The sequence below is a fragment of the Paenibacillus sp. TAB_01 genome, from assembly GCF_043945595.1.
GTDB lineage: Bacteria > Bacillota > Bacilli > Paenibacillales > NBRC-103111 > Paenibacillus_S.
In genome coordinates this window covers 5,985,330-6,008,450 of record NZ_JBIFNP010000001.1, presented here as the reverse complement: position 1 = coordinate 6,008,450, position 23,121 = coordinate 5,985,330, and the positions used below count along the sequence as shown (strand labels likewise).

Below are 23,121 nucleotides of genomic sequence, written 5' to 3'. Positions count from 1 at the left end.
ACCTCTCTTTTGCCTGTTCAAATTTACGGGGGCCATGGCGAACGCTTGCGGTGGAATCCACGTCTATTATTTACACCGGTTGCGCCGGTTTGAAACGAAGGGGACCCGGCATGGAGCGAAAATGGGACTTACCCTAAGGAAACAAACGGCAGCTGTGTGCGTCTAACCATATAGCGAATCTTTACTTGGATGAAAAGGATGTGAACCATGAAGAAAACAATCGCGGCCGCCTTATGTTTCCTTCAGCTGCTTTGGTGGCTGCCCCCCGGGCAGGCAGAGGCAATTACGCAAAAGCCGGAGCCTCTGAGGATTCCGCCGCATATTCAGCTGCTGGAAGACACGCCGTTCTACGATAACGTGGAAACGGATTACCCGAATCATCCGGCCGGAATCATTTCCCCGCAGGATGTGGAAGTGCTGGAAGGGCAGAACGGCTGGGTGAATGAACGGAACCGCTGGAAGATCCGGACCTGGCTGGGGGACAAGTGGATCGTTACGGAGCCGGGTACCTTTGACGTGCCGCCGCCCGAGCAGGTGACGCTGCTGCAGGAGACGCCGATCTACGGCAGTCCGAACGCGAAGGAAGAGCCGAACGCGGTGCTGTCTCCTCAGGAGGTGCAGATAGTCGGAGCCGGGAAGCAGTGGTTTCAAGTGAAGGACGGCACGGAGCCCGTATGGCTGAAAATCAGCACCTCGTGGCTGGGCGACCAATGGATTCACGTTCCGCTCGGTTCGGTCGGCTATCTGCGCAAGACGGACCGCAGAACATACCTGATGTATGCAGAGGTATACGACAGCCCGCCGGTCCGTTATTTGCAGGCAGCACAGGTAGGTAAGCTGGAGAATCGTTATGCCCATGTAACCGGGGAATATGTCACGCCGTTCGGTAAAGCGTACCGGGTGGAGACCGATATTGGAGAGAAGTGGATTAGCGAACCGGGAATGGACATCGAGGCGATCCATGAATACCTGACACTCCCGTCGGAGGTCGCCTTGTTCGACTCGTTCCTGGATAATGCCGCACAGCTTGGCACGGTGGTGCCGCAGACAGTCACCGCCGTGGAGAAGGTAGGGAGTGACCCTAACGGGATCGGGGTCTGGTATCATGTTTTAACCTCTCAAGGCGATGGATGGATCAACCGGTCGCTGGGCGAGCCGGAGCACAGCGTACCTGCGGTTCTGGATATCCGCCTTCATACGCAGACGTCTTTGTACCAGTATCCGAATGCACGGATGCTGAAAGCCTATGAACCGCTTGCCGCGCAGACCGTTCGAACCGATGCTTATTGGAACGATCCGGACGGCTCCACCTGGTTTCGTACGCAGTCGTATGCCGGCCGGGCTTGGTTCCGGATCGATCCGCAGTTCGACAGGCTGACAGTGCCGGACGGCAAGCCGAGGCTCCAGGTATCTTTTCAGACATTATCCGCGCTGCCGTATGTCCAGTCCGGGGAGACATTGACCGATTATGGCAGTAAGCCGATAGGCTTTGTTCGATCCGGCGTTCACTATTTATCGGTCTCGTCCGTCGCCGATGCGCTGCGCTATAAGCTGATCTCCCCTGATCCGGACGGCTGGGTTACGCTGTCGCCGGAGACGCGGTACGCGTTCAAGATCAAAGAAGGCGCCGACACCGCCGTCACGCTGTGGAACGGGCGGCAGCAGCGGACAGTGAAGCTGCAGTCCGCTCCTGAGTTAGAGAACGGCGTGCTCTACCTGCGGTCGGAGGATGTGCGGACGCTGTTCGGCGCTGTCTGGACGAAGGACGACGCGGCCCCGGTATTTTTTCTGGCGGCGAAGGCGTATACCGTAGAAGCGCCGGACTGGCCGGCTCAAGCGGCGGCAGGGTCTCCGCTGGAGATCAAAGCATACGCCCTCGACCAAGTCCGCAAGGGGGAGACGCTGTACCCGCAGCTGTCGTTATCCCGCCGCACGTCAGCAGAGGCAGCGGGGGCGCTGCCGTCGAACAGGGAGGACACGGGCATGCGGTTTGCCGTCGCCAGTCTGTATGAGCTGTCGGCAGCCGAGCCTCTAATTCAGGGAGACAATGAATTCACCGCTGCGGTGAAAATCGGGGAACGTATCGTATGGCAGCAGGAGTTTGAGGTTACCGCGAAGTAATAATAACAAGAGATGAGAATCAGGAGACGACAAGATGAGAAACCTTTTGAAGCAAGCTATTCTTCCCGCTATCGCGCTTAGCATGATGTTTATCGTTCCGGCTGGAGCCGCCGTTGAATCGCCCGGAGGAATCGCGCCGCAGCCGCCGGCGCTGCCTAGTGAAATGGCATTCCAAATCCCGGCGAACAATTACTGCAGCACAGAGGATTCACACGATTTCTCGTTCCAGCTGTCCAATGCCGGGAATACGGCGGCAGATATAACCATGCATTTGTATATGCAGGACGGCACGGAATTTACCTCGGAAGGCTCCTCTTACCGGGATATCGGTTCGACGATCGCACCGGGGCAGCCGACTGTCTTGAAGCCGCATGCCACCGGGGTTTACCATATTAATTTCGGTAACCATAAGACCTGCGCGGAGCGGGTGTATCTAGGGAGCATCACCGTAAACTCCGGTCAGGCTTCGCTTCTGGCTCAAGGCTGGGTGAACACGAACGGCCGTGTAGAAACGATCGGAGTGAACGACAGCCGGAAGTTTGAGCTGGCGGTGCCGCAGGCCAAGGCTGACGCGCCGGCGGCGGAAGCCCCGGCAGCTTCGGAAGCCTCGGAAGCGAAGCAGTAGGCACTGTATGAGCACGGAAACGGAATTCCTTATATTGTAAAGATAAGAATGAATGATTTCCTTTTTTTAGTGAATTGCAGTATCGATCAAAGTGGTTGGGCAAAGCCTTAGGGCGCCCAGCCGCTTTTTTTATTCCCATCACTTCAGAGCTTTCCGTGTGACGGTTCATATGCCGGGTTTCGTACCCTTAGCCGTTTGGGGCTGCCGGTATTCTTCTCATTCGGGTGATAGGTCTTTATGCCTAACATCCTTGGAAGCTGTAAGCACTGCTGCTGCAGGTGTTCCTTGTCGCAATTTTCCGGTTTATGGTGTAAATGCTCACCTAACGGCAAAGAAAAATTATAATTTAGGACTGTAATCCTATGTTATAATGATTCTCAGAACTTGGAAATCCATGCTAGCCCCGGGTAAGCCAGGAAAATCGAGCAGGCTTGCCTGGAGCTGAATTTTTCATGAGACGAAAGGGGTTATGACCATTCCATGAACAGAAGGAAAAAAACGGCGCTGACGATTCGGTATGTTATGTTTATCGCCTGGATCGCCGCTGTGGTAAATTGCTATACCGCTTCGGTAGCCTGGGCTGCGCCGGCGGCCGGCCAGTTTCAGTTGGCTTCCGCGGGCAGCTCGGACAGCGAGGTGGAGGCCAAGAACAATTTTGGTCTTGCCGCTTTGACGGACCAGTATGGACTTGATACAAGCAAAACATTGTCCGGCGTCAATGCCTATGTTCAGTCCGACGGCGATTCAGGCAGCTGGAGAGCGGGCTACTCGCTGGATCTTAGCGCTTTGCAGCAGATCATTGACAAGGGTGACCTGCAGGTGAAGGTGAAGTTCGACGCGCTAAGCTACGACGGCTCGCTTGACGATGACTGGCTGTACTTCAAGCTGGAGCAGAAGGCGGCCAACGGGTCGGCAACGACGCTGAAATACATAGGTGACGGCGAGAACGGCACGGAGAAATATTTCGACGATTTGCAGGACTGGCAGAATAATCTGGATCTGGGCTGGTTCAGCTTGACCTCCGGAACAAGAACGCTGCAGCTGACCTTTTCGTCCGATGATGATGATCAGGAGGCCGGGGCCCGGAACATCCGGGTTTATTTTAAAGACAAGAACCGCCCGCTGCTGAGCAAAATTTCGTCCGATGCTGTGCCCGGAACGTTTACAGCCGGACAGAGCATCGCTTTGAAGTTCGAGTTCGACGAGCCGGTAACGGTGGACACGACCCAAACCATTGCGATGAATACCGGGGGCTCGGCCGTATATGTAAGCGGGAATCAGTCCAATGTGCTGACTTACAGCTATACGGTGCGAAGCGGGGATCAACAGTCGGCCTTAGGCTTCACGAACAATCCGGTAACGATTGTAGATCAAACGCTGAATGCGGTCGATTTGAGCGGAAATGAAAGCATCGATACGGCGGCCGGTTTTCAAAATGTGCTGGCTTCAAGCCATTTTGCGGTTGACGGCGTTCCTCCGGCCGTGAACGGGCCCCTGACAACGTCCAGCGTCCGCGATACCGTGTTAAAAGCCGGTGAAGCAGCGGATATTTCCATTTACTTTACGGAGCCGGTCAGTGTAACGGGATCGCCTCAGCTTCATTTCAATAATGGCGGAACGGCGGTCAGCACGGGCATTGGCAATGGAGTCGACCACCTCACGTTCCGCTATACGGTGGACACGGCGGATCAGGATACGGCGGCGCTCGATTTTGCCTTGTCCGGGGCGTTTACGGGAGGCACGATCGTCGATGCTGCGGGCAATGCGATACAAGACCGGGCGGTGTCCGGTCTGCTGGCCCAAAATATCCGCATCGACCGCACGCCTCCGGCCGTAGCGTTCAGCGCCTCGAATGCCTCGGTTTATAAGCAGAGCCATAAGGTTCGCGTCGATGTCAGCGATACGAACGGCTCCGGGCCGGATGATTTGTTTTCTTATTACTGGTCTGCAGACTCGGCTCCTGTCTCGAACTGGAGCGGGGTAACGGCTCTTACGGCCGCGCCTGGGACGGAGATATCGACCCCTGCGGATGCAACGGGAGACTACTATCTGCATGTAAAGGCGCACGATAAAGCCGGCAACGAAACCGTTGCGACCCAAGCCGTGAAATTGGATAACACGAAGCCTACGGTTGCCGTGGATGCCGATGGAAGCACAGCGCCTGCACAAAAATATGCTGTGCGGATTGTAGCGAGCGACAGCGAGGCCGGCATCAATGGAAATCAGATCAAGTATCAGTGGTTAAAGGACAATGCCGCCGTGGACGAAAGCAAATGGACGGCGGGGAATTTAACGGATGCTATAGAATCGGATCTGACAGGAGCAAGCCAATCCGGACAATGGAAGCTTGCGGTCCGGGTAGAGGATCAAGCGGGGAACCGTACGGACTTTATTTCATTATCTTATTCGATTGACCGCGACGCGCCGGTTGTGACCGTGACGCCGGCGGGCGACGTGCAGTATGAGCGGAGCTACCAGGTGACCGTTAACGTGCAGGATGCGGGCGGAGTGCAGAGTGTTTCTTATATTTCAGACCGACAGCACGGATACGCCGGGTCCCGGAGCGGGCTGGAAATCCGCAAGCAGCGGGATCGCTTTTACTTCCGATCCGGATTTGGACGGAAGTTATTATCTTCATTTGGATGCAGCCGATGCGGCAGGCAATCATACTGTGCTTTATAAGCCATTTTTGTTCGACAACACTCCGCCTGAGATCAGCTTGACGGAGAATACCTCTTCGACGCCAAGCAAAACGGCGGCCGCAGAAGTATCGGCGGCGGATGCGCATACGGCGGTTCAGCTTTACTACAAGTGGACTCTGCAGGGAGAAACCGTCTCGCCGGAAGACAGCGGCTGGCAGCTGATTACGGCATTGGCGCCGCCGAAAAAGACGGGTGGAGACGGCCTTTGGGTCGTTCACGTGAAGGCGGTCGACGATGCCGGCAATGTGGCCTTAGCGTCCGGCAGCAATCCGTATGTACTGGACAATACGGCTCCGACCGGCGGCATAACTATCGCAAAGCCCATGACGAAAGAGCATGTAATTCCGCTGCAGCTGGCCGCACAGGACGAAAGGAGCGGACTCGGCGGGCTGGAATATAATTTGTCGGCGGATAACGGAGCTCTGTGGAGCGGCTGGAGATCCTACACGGCGGATGCGGAGGCGGAGCTTCCCGACGCTGAGGGGAGCTACACCGTTCAAGTGAAATTCCGCGATGAAGCGGGCAATGAGAGTACCGTATACAGCGCGGATGTCACTATGGACCGGACGGCGCCGACGGCTTCGGTTCAGTATTCGATGACAACGCCGACCAAGCAGAGCGTAACGGCGACGCTGGTGCAGTTAAGCGACAATGTATCCTCGGCCGATAAGCTGAAGGTAACCAACAATAATGGAGAGCTAGCCAAAACCTTTACATCGAATGGCGACTTTATCTTCAAGCTGGAGGATGAGGCGGGCAATGAAGCGCAGATCCCAGCGGCGGTCAGCTGGATCTATGAGGAGAACGTAGAGATAGTCTTGTCCCAGGATGGCAACGCCATCCCCGCACAATCGGCAGCGGTGACAGCCAGCGTAACGAATTCGTCCGCCCTGCCGGTAGATGCGGATATGCATTATCAATGGAGCCAAGATCCGACACCGTCGCCAACCGGCTGGAAACAAGCTTCAGCAGGCGCATACCAGGTTGAAGGCCAGATCCGTACGACGATTGAGAAGATTGCGGATGATCCGAATGCGTACCGGTTTACATTAACGGGCGGCGACGGCAGCTGGTATTTGCATATCCAGGCTTTTGACAGCGATCAGGCCGCAACGGTTCGCTCAAGCCGGCCGTTCGTGCTCGATAACACGCCGCCGGCAGCCAGCCTGTCCTACACGCCGGATACGGCGACGGGCAGCCCGGTGACAGCGTATATTTCGTTTCCGGAAAGCGTAACGATCCTGCAGCCGGAGGACGGGAGGGCGTACCACGTATTCCAGGAGAACGGAACCTACGAATTTAAATACAGCGATGCCGCAGGCAATATCGGTACTCAAACCGCTTCGGTCGATTGGATCGATCCCGGCCTGCCGACGGTAAATGTAGATTATTCCACCCGGGATTGGACGAATCAGCCTGTCCGAGTGACCGTCGAAGTGTACGGCAATCCGGTCCGCGCGATATCCAGCGTTGACATTCCTGTTCAAATGCAGGCAACCCTGCTTGACCGTACGACCGATTCGGCCGGTACGGTGACCTCTGTCGTTTATGAGGTGAGGAACAACGGAACGTTCTATGTGAACGTAGCATATCCGGAGCTGGAGCGAATAGACCGCGTTCCGGTTACGGTAAGCAATATCGATTTGATCGCGCCGGTCGGCACCCTGACCTACAGCACTCAAGATTGGACGCGGGAGGATGTTACCGTATCGATGACGGTATATGACAGCTCCGGTTCCTACCGGATCACGAGTGCGGGAGGCAGTCCGGTACACACCTTTACGGAGAACGGACAGTTTACGTTTACCTTCACCGATGCGGCGGGGAATTCGGGCGAGGCGGTCGCCACGGTAAGCAATATCGACAAGACGCCGCCGGATGGAACCGTTACCTACAGCAGCACGCAGTGAGCCGAACCAGAGTGTCACGGCGACGCTGGCTCCTTCCGATAACAGCGGAGAGCCGGTCATTATTGTGAACAACGGAGGCAGCCCGCAGCGGCAGTTCGACGCCAACGGGGAATTTGTTTACCAGCTGCGCGATGCGGCGGGCAACACCAAGCAGGTAACGGCGACGGTTGCCAACATCGACAAAACGCCTCCGGCAGGCACGGTCACCTACAGCGTGTATCAAACGCAGAAGACGAATCAGGACGTCACCGCAACGCTTACCATGAGCGATACGCAAACCGCGGTGCATGTCGTCAATAACGGAGGCAGCCCGGTCCGCACCTTCACGGAAAACGGCGTCTTCGACTTCGAGATCGAAGATGAAGCGGGCAATGCGGGCATAGTGAGGGCGGTCGTCAGCAATATCGATAAAACCGCGCCTACAGCGCAGGTGACCTATTCGGCGGTGAAGCTGACGAATAAAGATGTTCTGGTCACGATCAAGCCGAGCGAGAAGGTTACCGTGAAGAACAATGACGGGAAGCTGACCTACACCTATACAACGAATGGACCCTTTGATTTCGTCCTGGCGGACGAAGCGGGCAATGAGTCGCAAATTCATACGGAAGTGAACTATATCGATAAAACGCCGCCGGTCGGCACCGTTGCCTACAGTACGACGGAACCGACCAACCAGCCGGTGACGGTCACGGTATCCGCCGGCGAGCCGTTCAAGGTGGCTAACAACCAGAACAAAACGGAGCGCGTATTTTATCAAAATGCTTCTTACGAATTTACGATCGTGGATGAAGCCGGAAATATCGGGACGGTAACGGCAGCGGTCGGCAATATTGACAATACGCCGCCCCAGGCATCCGTAGCTTATAGCGAAACCGGGCTGACGAATATGCCGGTGACGGCAACCGTTACCGCTGGAGAGCCGATTACCGTGCTCAATAACAACGGGCAGCAGCAATTCGTGTTTAAGGAAAATGGTACATTCACCTTCGTTATCAGCGATGCGCTGGGCAATCAGACTACGGTGAATGCGACCGTGGAAAATATGGATACGACCCCTCCCGTGCTTCGGTTCGGGCAGCAAACGCCGCTAACCTTCCTGCAAAACGGAACGTACCAGCTGAGCGATGTGGAGGCTGACGATTCTTTGGAGGGCAGCCTGAACGATCGGATTGCTATAGATCCGAACGGGTTCGAAATCGGCCAGCCGGGAACGTACACGGTCATTTATACCGTTTCCGACTCGGCAGGCAACACGGCAAGAGCGGAGCGCCAGGTCACGGTGGTCGGCGCCAGCGAGAAGCAGGTATTCGTGAACGGTACGAAGCTGGGCATGGAGCCGCTGATCGTCGCGGGCTCGAAGCTTGAGTTCCGGGCGATGAATGCCGAGGGAGCTCTGCAGATCAAGTGGAAGAAAGGCAAGCTGACCAAGGGAGATATGAAGAGCGGAACGCAGGAGCTGTCCGGAACGGTTTTCCAAGCCGATGCTCCCGGATGGTACACATTCTACATTCAGGATCAGGAACGGAGTACGGTGCTGGCGCTGATTTATATCAGTTCCCTGTAAAGCATTTTGCAAAACTAGGATCTACAAGGAGGACGTATGGGAAAGATATGCCGGATCGCAGTCTCGCTGGTTGCCACAGGCGCAATGCTCTGGTCGGGCCTGCTTCAGCAGTTGGTGTATGCGGAGGATCATGCCGGTGTCGTGACGGCTCAGAACGATTATATTCAATATTCGGTAAAGGCGGACAACGGGCGCTTCAGCATCAAAAATGTGCTGGGCGACCCGTACCGCCCAACGGATAACGATGCGGCGCTCCTCTATAAGGAAGAGGAGCCGGAAACATCGTTTGCGACATTCAAGATTGACGGCAAGGACTATATTTACGGCAATGCTTACGGATTTATGAACCTGGACGGCTCGTTTACGGAGAAGCCCCATAATGTCGATCGCACCAATACATCGGTGTGGAGCATGGATGGGGTGAGCATCCGTCAGACATTGGAAATTGCCGACGATATCAAGAACCCGAATATCGGCAATGTCCGGGTTAAATATGAAGTTTCAAACAACGGAAGCGCAGTCCGGCAGATCGGCGCCCGGATGCTGCTGGATACGATGCTCGGCTCCAATGACGGCGCGGCATTCCTTGTCGGCGGCGATAACAAGCCGATTACGACGGAGACGTCGCTAAGCGGAGATCAGGTGCCGACGTACTGGCGGAGCCTCGACAACTTGTTCAATCCTGCGGTGTTCTCCTACGGCCTGCTCAGCGGGTACGGGAACGCGAAGCCGTCGCAGGTTGTATTCGGGCATTGGAACAAGCTGTCCGAAACGAAATGGGATTACAGCCCGGATGCGAATCTGGATTTCACCAAAAAAACGAATGCCTACGGTGCGGCAGACAGCGCCGTGGCTCTGTATTGGAATCCGATCGAGATCGGCGCCGGAGAAACCAAAACATTCGAGACGTACTACGGCACCGGTAATTTCAGCAAGCCGGCGGATGGAGCCAATTTCGGGCTGGCTGCCTATGCGCCCGATCAATTGAACGTGAATGAAGCCGGTGACGGCTACGCCGAGAACGAATTCGAGATTACCGCCGAGGTGGACAACACAAGAGCGAACAACCGGATGCTGTCCAACGTAAAGGCGTCCCTGATTCTCGAGAACGGGTTAGCTGCGGTTCAGGACGGTACGTTGTACCAGACAGCCCCGCTGATTCAAACGAATGGGACTTACGCGTTCAAATGGAAGGTGAAGGCCGATCCGCAGCAGAGCTACGCCGTGAAGCAATACCGCGTGGAGATTCAAGCGGAAGGCATGACGGCGCCTGTGACGGCGGGCGGATATATTTTACTGCCCGGCGTGCACAGGGATCCTCCGGCGGTTCAATACCAGAAGCTGGCCCCGGATACGGTTTATACGAGCGGCACCCGGTTTATTACGGTGAAGGGTCAAGGTTTCAATGTGTATAAGGATTTGTCACGCTGGTCGGTACGGCTTGAAAATACGGTGACCGGTGTCCGGACGGAACTGCCCGCGGATGCGGCGGATGTGACTTCGGATACGGACATGATGCTTCGGGTAGAGGCTCCGCTCGATCCGGGCGTGTACCAAGCCGTCATTACTCACCGCGACTTCGGGGAACAGCGTATTCAGCAGACGCTGAACGTGAGCGCGGATACCAGATATATGGGGCGGTACTACGGACTGCTTGCCGTCAAGAAGACAGCGGTGGATGACGATTTTATTTATGATATCGTCTCGCTTGCGGATGAGGCCGCATTGGAGCAATATAAGGCCGGGCTTTCCGAGGACGAGAGCATCCTGCTGGATGTGCGCGGGGAAGTGATGGAGAAGAAGGACGATTCGGGAGCGACGGAGTATGTGGTCAATACGACTGCGAATCCGGCTGTGCTGAATTCAGTCGTCGAATACGGCGGTACGCCGATGACGATCCGGAAAAATCCTCACGACAGCTCCCACATCCGGGATTATATCGAGGTTTCCGGCAACGGTTCGCTCCGTATTTCGGGCGGCATGGAGTTTTGGAAGTATGAATTTGCGATGGAATTTAAGGATGGCGAGGATTACGCGCTGGATGCGGACGATGACCAGTCGCCGGTCTCGATGGAATTGGCCGGATTGGGCAAATCGCTGAAGATGATCAGCGGCTTCGGTATCGAAATTAACGGCGCGGTTCTGCATGATAAGGCGGTTTCGTTCTCCGGCGCCATGGCACTGACCTTCCTGCCGGGAGGCGAAGAAAAGTATAAAGAAGAGAAGGACAAGAAGTGGAATAAGCAAAACCCCGAATACGAGCCTGGCAGCGTGGATGACTCCATGTTTGATTTCAGCGCTTCGATAGACAATGTGCTGTTCGGGGAGAAAGAAAACAGCGAAGTCGGCTTTATTGGCATCGATACGACCGTTTCGATCGGGCTTCCCGAGGATTTCCTGGGCGGCATGATGAAGAATGAAGCCAGTGCCTCATTAACTATTAATACCATTGATAATATTTACGGCGTCGATGCACAGTTGAAGATTAAGGTGCTTGAGTTCCATGGCATTCTGACCATCGCCATTCAGGACGGCACCCCGAAGGTGGACGATTTGTTCTTGTCGGCCAAGGGAGAACCCGGCATTATGGTTGCGCCGGACGTGTTCGTGACGATGCTCGGCGGCGGCGTGGAAGACGTCAGCAGTATTTCCGACGGCCCCGGTAAAATCGTGCTCGCTGCAGCGATCAAGATGGCCGAGGTACTCGAAGGGGAGTTTACGCTAAAAGTATCCCGCCTTGGTTTCTCGCTGGAAGGCGGCTTTGAAATCGCCAAGCTTCCTTTCATGAAAGAGGTCTCGGCGGACGTGCAGTGGGCCGAGCCGGCCAAGCTGGAGCTGGAGGCGAAGCTCAACATCGTCGATGTCGTCATCGGAGAGGTGTATATATACATTTCGGGAGAGCGGTTCGAGGGCTACGCCAAGGCAGCGGTCGTCTTCCCGAAATGGATTCCGATCGCGGGCGGCAAAACACTCGCCGGCGCCGAGCTCGGCGTCAGCTCCGAAAGCGTATGGGGCTCCGTAGAGGTTATCGGCCTTCCGGTCGGTGTCCGCTATTATTGGGGACAAGGCGTCGAGTTCGCCGATGCGCAGGGCATCGTGCCGATTCGGACCCGGGAAGGCTTGTACACCGAACGGCTGAAGACCGAAGACGGCAAGCCGGTCACGATGGTAGTCGGAGGAAACTTCAAACGCATTACATCCGATAACAACCTGCCTCTTCAACGCCAGGTGGCTTCGCTTTCCAACGCCGATATTGCAGGGCTGCTGGAACAAACGCCGTCCGGGACGGAGAAGACGCAGCATACGGTAGCTATCGGAGATCAGGCGCTGGCCTGCTTTGAGATTAATTACAGCGGCACGCAGCCGCAGCTTCACGTGTACCGTCCGGACGGATCGGAATACGTGCTGATTCCTGAGGGGCAGCCGAACAGCAACTATTTGCAGCAGACAGTACCGGCAGAGAACAGCGCAAGCGGCGAAACGGAGCAAAAATTGTTTATATCCGTTCAAGCTCCTGCAAGCGGAAACTGGCAGATCGTTGCCGATAAACCTGTTTCTCTCGTAGGTTATGATGTTACTCCTGCGCCTAAGCTGGAGAGCGTGCAGGTAAGCAAGGTCGACGACCGTCAGCTTCAGGTGGATTGGACTGCCAGCAACGCGGCGCAATCCCGCTTGACGGTTTCCCTGGCCCGTAACCAGGAAGAAGCGGGCGTTACCATCGCATCCGGGGTGAACCCGACAGCAGGAACGATGCTGGCGTCTGTTCCTGAGGATACGAAATCAGGTACCTATTATATCCGCGTTTCGTTAAGCGACGGACAGACCGGACAGCAAAGCATCTATTCCGAGCCGATCCGCTTGGACGATCCGAATGCGCCATTGCCGGCTGAGGGCGTAAAAGCTGCATTGTTCGGAGACGGAAAGCTTGATGTCAGCTGGACAGGCTCCAAGTCTGCAGAGGTCACCGGCTATTACGTCGAAGTTTACGATGAACAGGGCAGCAAGGTGGACACGGTGGGCGAAAAATTCGTCGCAGCGGACGAATCCGGCGCTATTATCGGCGGACAGTACCGGACGGACAAAGGGGCTACGCTTGGTCTGCCTCCCGGGCACCTCCTACAAGGTGGGATTGATTACCGAACGGAAGACGGCGGATGGTGTGCTTCATTACAGTGAGACGGCTTATTCCGATCCGGTCTTCCTGCCTGTTCCGAATCCGGCGAAGCTGACGGTTACTTACGGAAGCGAATTTTTAGACAAGACGGAAGCGAATGGGGCCAAGACGAAAATTACGAATCAGGGAGCGCCTGTCCTCCATTTCAGCTCGGACCAAGCGGTGAAGACGATGGTGAAATTGGATGGTACCGCGGTGTCGCTGAAGGAAGGCAGCGCCTGGGATATTTCGATCCCGGCTGCGGACGGGGATCATAAGGTGGAGTTTGAAGCTGTGAATGAACAAGGCGATACGTCCGCATCGCAGGTGAATTTCACAATAGATACGACTGCTCCTCCGCTGATGATCGATCCCGCGCAGGACGTTAACGCCAACGGGAAGATTGTATTAAAAGGGACAACCGACCGTGATTCTCAGTTGACGGTGGACGGTATGACGGTGTCGCCTGACGTGAACGGCCGGTTTGCCGCGGAACTGGATTTGGGCAGCAGTATGTCCAAGACGGTGACGATAGAAGCGGCCGATCCGGCGGGGAATAAGTCATCCTATCAGACGGAAATTGTGAATACGGCATTGAAGCCGCTGAAAAAGATTGCCCTTGACCCGTACGCCTCCACCATGAAAGTGGGCGATCGTCAATCGTTTACATTAGAGGGACGTGACCAGGCCGGCAATGCGGTCACGATGAATCCCGCCGACGTCCAATGGTCTGTGATGATGGGGGATTCGATCGCGTCTGTGACGCCGGACGGCCAGCTTCAGGCATCCGGCTCCGGTAAAGTCATCGTGAAAGCCGCTTATTATACGACAAGCGATTTTGCTTTTGAAGACGTGGCTCAGATCACGGTCAATGGCGATACCGTTACGCCGAATCCCGATCCCGGGACAATCCCGGATCCCGGAGATACGGGACCGACAACCGGAGGACATAAGCATAATAATAGCAGCGGGGGAAGCACAGTGCCCCCTGTCGGACCGGATACGGCGCAAATCGACCGGACTTTGGAAAATGTGCTCGCCGAGCTCATTGCCAAAGATAAGCATTTGAAGCTGATTGGAAACTACAGCCTGATCCCCGGCCAAACGGCGACACTGCCGATCGGGGAGAGAGGCAAGCTGACCGTTCCGGAGCAGCTGCTTACTCAAGCGGATGCGGTGGCTGTGGCTGCGGTAGATAACGCGGCCTCGTATTTGCAGAACTACCCGCCGGGTCAGTTGAAGGTCCAGGGTGAGCTGTATTCTATCCAGATGGCCAGGACGAGCTCGGTGCTTGCTGCGCCGGTCAAGCTGGAACTGCAGTATACCCCGGAGAATGTAGATAATACGGACCTGCTCGGCATCTACCGCTATAATGAAAAGCTTCAAAAATGGCAGTATGTCGACGGTGTCATTGATCCGCAAACGCATACGGTCAGTGCCGAGGTAGAACGATTGGGCACGTTTGCCCTGATGGAGAATAAAGCTATGCCCGTGATGAACGATATGAAGGAACGCTGGTCGGACAAATATGTAAAAACGCTGCTGTCTCTTCAGCTGGCTGACGGGGTTACAAAAGAGGACGGATCGTATTTCGAACCGTCTCGTCCGATCACGAGACTTGAATTTACGAAGCTTATCACTGCTGCTATGGGGGCAGCACAGCCTCTGAAAACCGGAGGCGAACCGCCGTTTGCGGACTGGACCGCGACTCCGGAATGGGGCAGGCCGTTCCTGCAGACGGCGTATGCCAACGGCTGGGTCGACGGCACTGCCGTTGGAGACAAGACGGTGTTCGAGCCGTCGGTTCATATCAGCAGAGTGCAGGCCGCTTCAATATTGGGCCGGACTTGGGAGCGGCAGACGGCCAATCCGGCAGTCTTCACGGATGAAGGCCAGATACCTGGCTGGGCTAAGGTTTATGTTAATACTTTAGCCGATAGCGGCATTATTTCCGGTTATCCGGACGGCTCCTTTAAACCGGAAAGCACGATTACCCGCGAGGAAGCGGCGGCGATGATCGCGCACTGGGTGAATACGGACACATTTCAATAATTAAAGGCGGAATCGGCTCCTGGCGCAAAGCCGCCGGATACGATTTCCATCTCTAAAGCAGCAAACCTCCCGGACAGGAAGTCGTCCGGGAGGTTTGTTTTTTTTGCAGGCAGAAGCATGGAGAGACCGCTAAAGCATCACTGGCCGCTTTCAAGGCGGATGCCGAAATAAGCGTGGAGGGCTTCTTTGTACTCCTCCTCGTTCTGAGGAACGAAGGAGCTGACTCCGTCCGCGGTAAAGATTCTGAATTCCTTGCCCGCCGCCAAGGTGTGACGTCCTTGCAAGGTGCGCAGAGCCGCCATCGGCTGTTTAACGAATATTGAATCCGCTGCATGTTCACACCAGTAGGTTGCCATAATGAAATCTTTGGACAGCTGGGGCTCTTCCGTGAAGGAGTACAGCCAGCTCCACGTATCCCGCTTCCATTCGCAGAGCACCCAACCGAAGCAGGGATCGCGTTCGAGCCGGTACGTCTCATCCCCCTGCCTCTGAACGAGGCCTTCCTCCAGCTTTATCGGCCGGCGGGGAACGATTCCTCCTACCCCCACATCGCACAAAAAGAATTCGCCTTCGGCTTCTACCTTCAGCACATGGTGGCGTCTTTTGGGAGGGGGTGAGGGTTCGTCCCGCCAGAAGCGGGCCATCAGATCAGTGACGGGATAACCCAACTCGCGCAGCAGCCAGCCGAAGAGAGCGTTCAGCTCAAAGCAGTAGCCGCCCCGGCGGCGTCTGACGATTTTGCTCAGCAGGTCTTTAATGTCCAGCGATAGAGGTATCCTGTCGAGAATATCCAGGTTTTCATAGGGGACGGTATGAAGATGCCGTTCCTGAAGCTCGGCCAGCGCAGCGATGCTTGTTGCATCCGGCATACCCGTAAAACTGATCCGTTCCAAGTAGGCAAGCACGTCAGGCGATAAGTCGGTTCCCATTGATTGTTCATTCCTCCTGTATTCATCTTGATTGAAGCAGGGTCATGATCGTGGAAAGGGCTCCCGAATCGGGGCTTTTCTTCATCTTATCATAAGCTTTGAAGGAAGAGGGAGAGAAATCGATAAGGGGCAGGGACACCTTCTGACCTCTGAATATAAATTTTAAAAACAGGGTCGTTGGAGAGGAAGGCCGTGTTACCATAGGATGGAGCGGCGGGGATTTAAGCTTATGTGCTGCGGAGGAGGTGCTGCGTGAAATATTTCTGATCATAAGTCAAATTATATATGCTCTCGGCCTACTGCCATGGTTATTTATATGGGGCATGTCGGTGATGGTATTCGATGCGGGGGGTTATTTGTAGAATACTTTGTTTTTTATTGCCATCAGCGCTTACCCGATAGCCGTGATAGGCTGCTCCATTACGGCTTGGCTGCTTAGGCTGCGCAGAAGACGAACGGCCATTTTCGTGAATTTGCTGCCGGTCTTGTGGATCTTGGATATTGGCCTGCTGCTTGTGTTCAGCTAGTCCTATCGGTGCGGCGGTAAGAATCCCTGCTGCAATCGTCGAATATCCATGGAAAAAAGTCGATAAGCGTTTTATCATTTCATTTACAAGAAAAATGTGGTAAAATAAACGAGAACAAATGTTCCGTGTACGTGCAGCGATAGCCAGCTTTGCTCAGCATTGGATTTATTCTTCTTCTTTTCCTGTCGTCACCGTTCGTTTGAACGATCTTCGAAAGGAAGGTGCAGCCCTCTTGACTGCCCCCCGATACACCGAAGAAGTGGACGCCGTCATTGCTTATATTCACCGCCACATGGATGAACCGCTTCCGCTTTCCAAATTGGCCAGCTACGCAGCCTACAGCCCATACCATTTTACCCGGATTTTTAAAGAACGAACGGGTCTGTCCCCGTTGTATTACGTATCCTCCCTGCGGCTGCAGAAGGCTAAGGATCTACTGCTGCAGACGAACTTCAGCATACGGGAGATCGGACTGGAAATCGGCCAGCAAAGTCTCGGGACGTTTACGACCCGTTTTACGGAACGGGTAGGCATGACTCCTGCCGCATTCCGGAATTCGAAACCGCAGGCGGACGATCATCTGCAAATACTAAGCCGGTTAGAAGATTGGACGGCTTCCTCCTATCCGATTCTGATTCAGCACGGAACCGTAGAAGGACCGTCCGCACGGAAGTCCCTTTTGAGGGCGTCATTCTTATAGGATTGTTCGCCAGACCCATCCCCGAGGGACTTCCCCTTTACGGTACGCTGGTTTCTTCCGCTTTAGGGAAATTCAGATTTACCGGCGTGAAGCCCGGCACGTATTACTTGATGGGAACGTCCGTTTCCTGGGGGATGCAGGCGATGGATTTCATGCTTCCGCATTCCACCTTGCGGACACGCTCCACGGAGCCGCTGATTGTGAAGCCCTATTCGGTCGTCCCTCATCAGCATGTGACGCTTCGTGCTCCCCGGGCGGACGACCCGCCTATCCTGATTTCCCTGCCCTTGCTGATGAACCGGTTTCTGGAGCGCGTCCAGAAGCTGAACCGCCAATGATGCCTAGAATGCTCCGGTATACTTAGCGCTGCCGCTTGTTGAGGCCTTTTGTCTGCGGTGGTGCAAAATATACGATCCGGCAATCAGCGCGAATCCGATCAGGAACAGCAGCCATCCTCCGGCCGGATCGCCTACGGAGATAGTCGAGTACATGGCGCCGGCCAGGTCGAACGTCAAGCCGGCATAGGCCCATTCCTTGATGCGCGGAAAGCCGGGAATGAGGATGGCCGCTACGCCTGCTATTTTGGCCGCGCCGAGGAAGGGAAGCAGATAGGCCGGGTAGCCCAGTTGGGCGAACAGCGCCACGGCATCGGGATTCATCAGAAGGTCCGGCACCGAGCCCAAGAGCATGAGGGCGGATAACAGCCCGGTGATGATCCAATACGTGAGATTCATTGATTTCATAAAATGGATTCTCCTTCGCAGTTTCATTGTTTTCCAGACTCGTTTTACTCCTTTTCAGGTTAACAGATCTCCTTCGTGCTTATTTCTCATCGATTGCTCTTTTCACATAAAAAAGCCCGGAACCCGAGAAAAAACAGGTTCCAGGCTTGCAGGAAGAGCGAACCTCACTCGAGCACTGTGACGCTGCGCGACGGCTGGTCGCCCCCCATGCGGCGCAGCTGGCTATATTCCCATCCGGGTCAGCGCGCCTTCGAACGAAGCGTCGACCTTATCGTCGCCGCACAGGTACCGCCAAAACTTGGCGATTTGAATCTGGTTCACGCGGGCCTCGTCCCCGCACCAGCGGTGCTGGGCTTTTTTGATAATATCCCGTACTTCAGGGCTGTCGTAATCGTCCGTGTTGAACAAGCTGCGCTGCTCTTGTCCGGGGCGAAGCCGGAGCTTGAACACGTAACGCGTCTCATCCGTAAAGTTCGGCTGGGCACAATGCCAAATGCCGTGATGAAGGAAGCCGATAGACCCCGCTTTGGACACCATCCGCTGTTGACCGATAATATTTTTATAGCGTGCGATGCTGCCGTTGCTTACCTTGCGCAGATGCGATCCCGGAAGCACGAGCGTCGGGCCCATTTCGTCAGGCGCATCGTGAGAGAAGTAGAAGGCTTGAATATCAAAGCCGAACGGACGCGTATCGATAACGGAGTCGGCATGATAGAATTGTCCCTTCAGATGCTTGGCGCGAACGATATGCATAAACGAATGGTCATAGATCGGAGAGCGGCCGACAAAGCTTTGAATGGCGCCCTTCACCTGCGGCAGCTCGAAAATTTCGCGTATAACCTTCGATTCGTTCCAGTACTGCCCGCCCGGCCCCGTATATTCCCGCTGTTCCTTATAGGCGGCGTCATTTAATTCCTTCGGTACGATTTCGTCAAGCTTCAGAAAGCCGTTTGCCGCAAATTCGGCCATTTGCTTGGCGGTCAGAAGATGCTGCTTTTCAACGTTACTCATTGGATTGTCACCTTTCTTTCAAGAACATATTCATACGGCAAATGACCTTGCTCGTGCTCGAAGCCGGTACGGAAAATCGGCATCACAGGCAGCTGGATCACGTTCCAGCCGTCACGCATCGCATCCAGCACGGATTCATACGGGGGCTCGTTGGAGTCGCCTGTGTTCATCTGCAGCTGTCCTTTAGGAATCGTACTGTCGTATAGCGCCCAGGCCACGGTGCGGGACTCGAGATCGGGATCGTGCAGGTGCAGAATCAAGATTTGCTGGCGGGTCGTGCTCATAGAAAGGGCCTCCTCAAAAAAAGTTTTACTTTCATTTTGCAAAGCTGAAGGCCAAGCTTGGAGCTTCCCTTCAATGAATCCGGGTAGAAGCGGCGGCTGGCCGAACAGCTTGCTTCGCTTCAGTCTAATTGTTACGGTTTTAATCCAATGACTTTTGCAGAGATCTGATGAAATACGATGCAGCTTGAAGGGGAATGATGGAAAATGGTCAAATCTGATGAAAAATGATGTAATCTGATGAGATCTGCCGAAAATTCATGAAATTTGATGCAATCTGATGTAATCCTGATGAAGTGTGATACAATCTGATGAGTTCTAATGAGGTCTGGCGCATTGTAAAGGCATGAATGTTATAAAGCTTGTGATACCCGGATGAAATCGGATGAATCTGGAAAGTACCGCATATAGCTGGTCAAATGACAGAGAATGGGCGGGGAGTTGCCTGCCAAGCTGCGTAGCCCGATCCTTCATAAGAACAAAAATGTAAGCGATTACTTTGTTCTCTGCAAGATCCTCTCTCCCGTCTTCATCCAGCAGCGTAATTCAGCCGGCCGTTCCTTCCAATCGAGCGGACATCCCATTCCAGGATGCGGTTGTTCTTGCTTACAATCATTATTGTAGTATGCAAACCCATGCTTGAGGATGTATGATAATAGCAAACATTTGCACAATGCTAAGGTAATATCGGCTGGGTGGGAGGGCATATGGAGCAGGATAAATTACAGGATCAACTGATGAGAAGTTATCTGGAGAACACGCAGATCAATATGCAGATTGCGCACTATACGAAAGTCGGGGCTAATTGGCGGACCACGAATATGATGCCGAATGAAAACCGCCTTTATTTCATCCGCGAGGGCGAGGGGTGGATTCATCTCCGCGGCAGAGACTATACCCCGCGCAGAGGGCAGCTTTACCTGCTGCCGGCCGGCATGAGGTTATCCTACGCCCCGGTTCTCGAGAACCCGCTCGGCAAATATTGGTGCCATTTCTCGGCGACTGTCGGGGATATCAACCTGTTTCAAATGCTGGAGCTTCCGCATTGGATCGAGGTACGGGACGAGGCCCGGCTGGAGCGGCAGTTCGAACAGCTGATGGTGCTCAGCCGCAGCAATCAAGTCACCGCACCGCTGCGCATTAAATCGCTGCTGCTCGAGATCATTTCGGAATATATCGAGCAGTCCGAGGAGCAGCTTCATTTGACGGCAATCTCCAGTACCTCGAAGATCAACAGCGTGCTTGCCTATATCGAACGGCACCTGGCCGAGCCGATGACGGTGGAAGAGCTGGCCAAGCTGGTTCATTTTCACCCGAACTACTTCCTGCATTACTTCAAAACGATGATGGGACTTTCCCCGATTGTTTACATCAACAAAAAGCGGCTGGATAAAGCGCGCAGGCTGCTCGCCACTACGGATTTGTCCGTTTCGGCTATAGCCGATCAGATCGGCCTGGAGCTGTATTATTTTTCACGTATTTTCAAGAAAGCGGTTAACTTGTCCCCGACCGAATACCGCAAAGCATCCGGAAAGGCGTACATTGAGGAGAAGGAAGAGGTCTGGGGGCCGGTCGAGTAGCAGCTTGCTGGGGGGAGAGCTGAATGGTGCGTTATAAAGAGATTAGTGACCGTCATAGAGAGCAGCTGCTGGCTGCGCGGGGCACGATTGTCGTCTCCAGAGGGAACGTTCATCACTTGAAGGGCAGCTTCCAGGTTATATCGCGGAGGACGCAGCGGGAAATATCCTTGGCATGATCTTCTATGCTTTGGCGGATGAGGAATGCGAGATCGTGGCATTGAATAGCTACCGTCAAGGCGCTGGAATTGGCACGACATTAATTAACCTTGTTAAAGAACGCCTGCAAGCAGGCCCCTATAAGCGAATGTGGCTCATTACGACAAACGATAATATTCATGCCATTCGATTTTATCAGAAGCGCGGGTTTGATATGAAATGTATTCATCGCCATGCAGTGCATGAGGCTAGATTGGTAAAGCCGAGCATTCCTTTGGTAAGCGATGAGGGCATTCCGATTCAGCATGAGATCGAGTTCGAAATGATTTTATAGACGGCATAGGCTGGCAGCAATTAAGCCGGTTTGAAAGGTGGGAAACAGATGAGGACACGAGAAGCAGTGCCTGAGGAAGCGTCTTTGCTCACACAGCTTGCATTTGAATCCAAATCGTACTGGGGATACGATCAAGGATACCTCGAGGCGGCTCGTGAGTATATGAACATCACGGAGCAAGTTATCCAGGATAACCATGTTTATGTTATCGAACAGGAGGAGGATGTTATAGGATTTTACGAACTGACGGAGATCGGGACAGAGCATGAATTAGTTTGGTTTTTTATCCATCCCCAAAGGATAGGTCAAGGCGTCGGCAAATTCTTGTGGAATCATCTTTTGAAGACCGTAAAAGAGCTTGGTATTAGCGGGTTTATCATCAAGAGTGATATTCATGCCGAAGCGTTTTATTTGAAACAGGGAGCAGTTAGAATCGGCTATAAGCCTTCCGCCGTCAATGAAACGATGCTGCTGCCTTTATTGAAGTTTGTAGTCTCAAATAGTTAATGGACCAAATAATCAACAGGATAAAAAATAAACCCCAAAAGACGTACGGCGTATGAACACAACACGCCCGCCTTTTGGGGTTTAGTCGTTAAGAGGCTGGAATGATCGCGCCAGCTTCCGTTGCAGGCTATTCAGCGGGTGTGATTGTGCTGCTAAAATGTGAAGCGCTAACCGTGCGGCTACGGCTGCCCGATCGTCCGCTTATATTTGTAGGGCGTCAGCCCGACGTGCTTTTTGAACAGCTGGCAAAAATAAGGGAAGTTGCTCAAGCCGATGGCCTGGCCTACTTCTTGTACGGCTGCGTCGCTCGTGCGCAGGAGCCAGCAGGCTTGGCGAATGCGCCGCGCCGTTAAATATTCGGTAATGCTGGTGCCTACCGTCTGCCTGAACACCGCGGAAACATGGTTAGGCGACAGATGAACCGCCTTGGCAAGAGCGTCAAGCTGGAACTCCTCCATGTAATGCTCTTCGATCCATTCCATAACCTGCTCCGCTGTGGACGATTTGGGTTTGCCGGATGCTCCGGACCCGGAAGAGGAGGATTCCAGGGAGGCCTCGGCGGAAACGGCCGGCTTTTGCGCGGAGACCAAATGCAGCAGAGCGACCAGAAACAGCATCTGTTCCTCCAGCATCCGCTCCTGCGGTGACTGGGCGATGCGTTCCCGGTAATCCTCTATCAATCCGAGCATCCGCCCCTGGGGAAGACCGGACACAATCTGCTGCGCGAGCGGCGTTTTCCACAATCGGTGGAAGAAGGCCTGCAGGGATGGAAAAGGGGCCAGGTATCGTTCCAGCTCCGTCGGCTCAAAGACGAACAGAGAGCGGATATACCTGGCTGCAGGCGGCAGCTTGATTTGAATCCGGTGCAGCTGAAAGGGGCGGAAGCAGATCAAAGTGCCCGGAGCCAGCTCTGAAATTTGTTGATTAACAATGACCTGCCCGGCGCCTTCATGCACATACAGCAGCTCCATCCCTTGGTGGGCATGATAGATTTCGACGAATTCGTCCGTCCGGTTTCTGACAAAAGATAACTGAACCGGATGCTGGTTCAGGTTCATATAGTTCATGATGCGCATCGCAACGTTCACCCCATGAGATTCGCCGTAATATAACAACATTTTATCATAAGGACGCCAAACAATGCGGCTGTATTTTTTGCTAAGCTATAGGGGGAATGGATAGCAGACAAATGACATGAACTTATACATCAAATGAGTACACGGAGC

Annotated in this window: 16 protein-coding genes and 1 pseudogene; 12 read left to right on the top strand and 5 right to left on the bottom strand. The window is 54.3% G+C overall.

Annotation, left to right across the window (positions count from 1 at the left end):
* Positions 1–207: 207 nt before the first annotated feature.
* The 7 genes from ACHHV8_RS29250 to ACHHV8_RS29220 all read left to right on the top strand — a co-directional run bounded on the left by ACHHV8_RS29250 (position 208) and on the right by ACHHV8_RS29220 (position 15,127).
* Entirely contained in the window at positions 208–2,121 is a 1,914-nt protein-coding gene (locus ACHHV8_RS29250; protein ID WP_395162808.1) for a hypothetical protein, read from the top strand.
* Positions 2,122–2,155: 34 nt separating this feature from the next.
* Positions 2,156–2,746, top strand: a complete 591-nt coding sequence (locus tag ACHHV8_RS29245; RefSeq protein ID WP_395162807.1) for a hypothetical protein — start codon at positions 2,156–2,158, stop codon at positions 2,744–2,746.
* A 480-nt stretch (positions 2,747–3,226) separates the two neighbouring features.
* Entirely contained in the window at positions 3,227–5,428 is a 2,202-nt protein-coding gene (locus tag ACHHV8_RS29240) for an Ig-like domain repeat protein (RefSeq protein WP_395162806.1), read from the top strand.
* A gap of 343 nt (positions 5,429–5,771) precedes the next feature.
* Complete coding sequence (locus ACHHV8_RS29235; RefSeq protein WP_395163654.1) at positions 5,772–7,358, top strand: Ig-like domain repeat protein; 1,587 nt, start codon at positions 5,772–5,774, stop codon at positions 7,356–7,358.
* Complete coding sequence (locus tag ACHHV8_RS29230) at positions 7,327–8,922, top strand: immunoglobulin-like domain-containing protein (RefSeq protein WP_395162805.1); 1,596 nt, start codon at positions 7,327–7,329, stop codon at positions 8,920–8,922. The genes ACHHV8_RS29235 and ACHHV8_RS29230 overlap by 32 nt, the downstream gene beginning before the upstream one ends.
* Before the next feature lie 36 nt (positions 8,923–8,958).
* On the top strand, positions 8,959–13,098 hold the full coding sequence (locus ACHHV8_RS29225; protein ID WP_395162804.1) for a fibronectin type III domain-containing protein: 4,140 nt from the start codon (positions 8,959–8,961) through the stop codon (positions 13,096–13,098).
* The gene (locus tag ACHHV8_RS29220) at positions 13,052–15,127 is read left to right on the top strand and encodes an S-layer homology domain-containing protein (protein WP_395162803.1); all 2,076 of its coding nucleotides are present in this window, start codon (positions 13,052–13,054) and stop codon (positions 15,125–15,127) included. Before ACHHV8_RS29225 ends, ACHHV8_RS29220 begins: the two co-directional genes overlap by 47 nt.
* Before the next feature lie 137 nt (positions 15,128–15,264).
* Here ACHHV8_RS29220 and ACHHV8_RS29215 read toward each other — a convergent pair whose 3' ends face one another.
* Positions 15,265–16,056 (bottom strand): arylamine N-acetyltransferase family protein, encoded by a 792-nt coding sequence (locus ACHHV8_RS29215; protein ID WP_395162802.1) that lies wholly within the window; start codon positions 16,054–16,056, stop codon positions 15,265–15,267.
* 819 nt (positions 16,057–16,875) lie between these two features.
* On the opposite strand from ACHHV8_RS29215, the pseudogene ACHHV8_RS29210 reads away from it, so the two are divergent.
* A pseudogene (locus ACHHV8_RS29210) lies at positions 16,876–17,621 on the top strand (helix-turn-helix transcriptional regulator).
* 3 nt (positions 17,622–17,624) lie between these two features.
* Here ACHHV8_RS29210 and ACHHV8_RS29205 read toward each other — a convergent pair.
* The 3 genes from ACHHV8_RS29205 to ACHHV8_RS29195 all read right to left on the bottom strand — a co-directional run bounded on the left by ACHHV8_RS29205 (position 17,625) and on the right by ACHHV8_RS29195 (position 19,321).
* The gene (locus ACHHV8_RS29205; protein WP_395162801.1) at positions 17,625–18,026 is read right to left on the bottom strand and encodes a DoxX family protein; all 402 of its coding nucleotides are present in this window, start codon (positions 18,024–18,026) and stop codon (positions 17,625–17,627) included.
* A 222-nt stretch (positions 18,027–18,248) separates the two neighbouring features.
* Positions 18,249–19,037, bottom strand: a complete 789-nt coding sequence (locus ACHHV8_RS29200) for a phytanoyl-CoA dioxygenase family protein (RefSeq protein ID WP_395162800.1) — start codon at positions 19,035–19,037, stop codon at positions 18,249–18,251.
* Positions 19,034–19,321: a hypothetical protein gene (locus tag ACHHV8_RS29195; RefSeq protein WP_395162799.1), complete on the bottom strand. Its 288-nt coding sequence runs from the start codon at positions 19,319–19,321 to the stop codon at positions 19,034–19,036. The genes ACHHV8_RS29200 and ACHHV8_RS29195 overlap by 4 nt, the downstream gene beginning before the upstream one ends.
* Positions 19,322–20,025: 704 nt before the next feature.
* Here ACHHV8_RS29195 and ACHHV8_RS29190 point away from each other — a divergent pair.
* From ACHHV8_RS29190 to ACHHV8_RS29175, 4 genes are read left to right on the top strand one after another with little or no spacing between them, the layout of a single operon-like run.
* Complete coding sequence (locus tag ACHHV8_RS29190; RefSeq protein WP_395162798.1) at positions 20,026–20,898, top strand: helix-turn-helix domain-containing protein; 873 nt, start codon at positions 20,026–20,028, stop codon at positions 20,896–20,898.
* Between the two features lie 23 nt (positions 20,899–20,921).
* Entirely contained in the window at positions 20,922–21,074 is a 153-nt protein-coding gene (locus tag ACHHV8_RS29185) for a hypothetical protein (protein ID WP_395162797.1), read from the top strand.
* Positions 21,071–21,388 (top strand): GNAT family N-acetyltransferase, encoded by a 318-nt coding sequence (locus tag ACHHV8_RS29180; protein ID WP_395162796.1) that lies wholly within the window; start codon positions 21,071–21,073, stop codon positions 21,386–21,388. The genes ACHHV8_RS29185 and ACHHV8_RS29180 overlap by 4 nt, the downstream gene beginning before the upstream one ends.
* A 48-nt stretch (positions 21,389–21,436) precedes the next feature.
* The gene (locus ACHHV8_RS29175; protein ID WP_395162795.1) at positions 21,437–21,895 is read left to right on the top strand and encodes a GNAT family N-acetyltransferase; all 459 of its coding nucleotides are present in this window, start codon (positions 21,437–21,439) and stop codon (positions 21,893–21,895) included.
* A 179-nt stretch (positions 21,896–22,074) separates the two neighbouring features.
* Here the strand turns inward: ACHHV8_RS29175 and ACHHV8_RS29170 are convergent, their stop codons facing one another.
* Entirely contained in the window at positions 22,075–23,013 is a 939-nt protein-coding gene (locus ACHHV8_RS29170; protein WP_395162794.1) for a helix-turn-helix domain-containing protein, read from the bottom strand.
* Positions 23,014–23,121: the final 108 nt, after the last annotated feature.

Bases quoted from the DNA above. Each gene is read 5' to 3' on its own strand.
- ACHHV8_RS29250 (WP_395162808.1), top strand. From the start codon at position 208: ATGAAGAAAACAATCGCGGCCGCCTTATGTTTCCTTCAGCTGCTTTGG.
- ACHHV8_RS29205 (WP_395162801.1), bottom strand. From the start codon at position 18,026: ATGAAATCAATGAATCTCACGTATTGGATCATCACCGGGCTGTTATCC.
- ACHHV8_RS29195 (WP_395162799.1), bottom strand. From the start codon at position 19,321: ATGAGCACGACCCGCCAGCAAATCTTGATTCTGCACCTGCACGATCCC.
- ACHHV8_RS29230 (WP_395162805.1), top strand. From the start codon at position 7,327: ATGGAACCGTTACCTACAGCAGCACGCAGTGAGCCGAACCAGAGTGTC.
- ACHHV8_RS29225 (WP_395162804.1), top strand. From the start codon at position 8,959: ATGGGAAAGATATGCCGGATCGCAGTCTCGCTGGTTGCCACAGGCGCA.
- ACHHV8_RS29240 (WP_395162806.1), top strand. From the start codon at position 3,227: ATGAACAGAAGGAAAAAAACGGCGCTGACGATTCGGTATGTTATGTTT.
- ACHHV8_RS29215 (WP_395162802.1), bottom strand. From the start codon at position 16,056: ATGGGAACCGACTTATCGCCTGACGTGCTTGCCTACTTGGAACGGATC.
- ACHHV8_RS29175 (WP_395162795.1), top strand. From the start codon at position 21,437: ATGAGGACACGAGAAGCAGTGCCTGAGGAAGCGTCTTTGCTCACACAG.
- ACHHV8_RS29245 (WP_395162807.1), top strand. From the start codon at position 2,156: ATGAGAAACCTTTTGAAGCAAGCTATTCTTCCCGCTATCGCGCTTAGC.
- ACHHV8_RS29180 (WP_395162796.1), top strand. From the start codon at position 21,071: ATGATCTTCTATGCTTTGGCGGATGAGGAATGCGAGATCGTGGCATTG.
- ACHHV8_RS29200 (WP_395162800.1), bottom strand. From the start codon at position 19,037: ATGAGTAACGTTGAAAAGCAGCATCTTCTGACCGCCAAGCAAATGGCC.
- ACHHV8_RS29190 (WP_395162798.1), top strand. From the start codon at position 20,026: ATGGAGCAGGATAAATTACAGGATCAACTGATGAGAAGTTATCTGGAG.
- ACHHV8_RS29185 (WP_395162797.1), top strand. From the start codon at position 20,922: ATGGTGCGTTATAAAGAGATTAGTGACCGTCATAGAGAGCAGCTGCTG.
- ACHHV8_RS29235 (WP_395163654.1), top strand. From the start codon at position 5,772: ATGACGAAAGAGCATGTAATTCCGCTGCAGCTGGCCGCACAGGACGAA.
- ACHHV8_RS29170 (WP_395162794.1), bottom strand. From the start codon at position 23,013: ATGTTGTTATATTACGGCGAATCTCATGGGGTGAACGTTGCGATGCGC.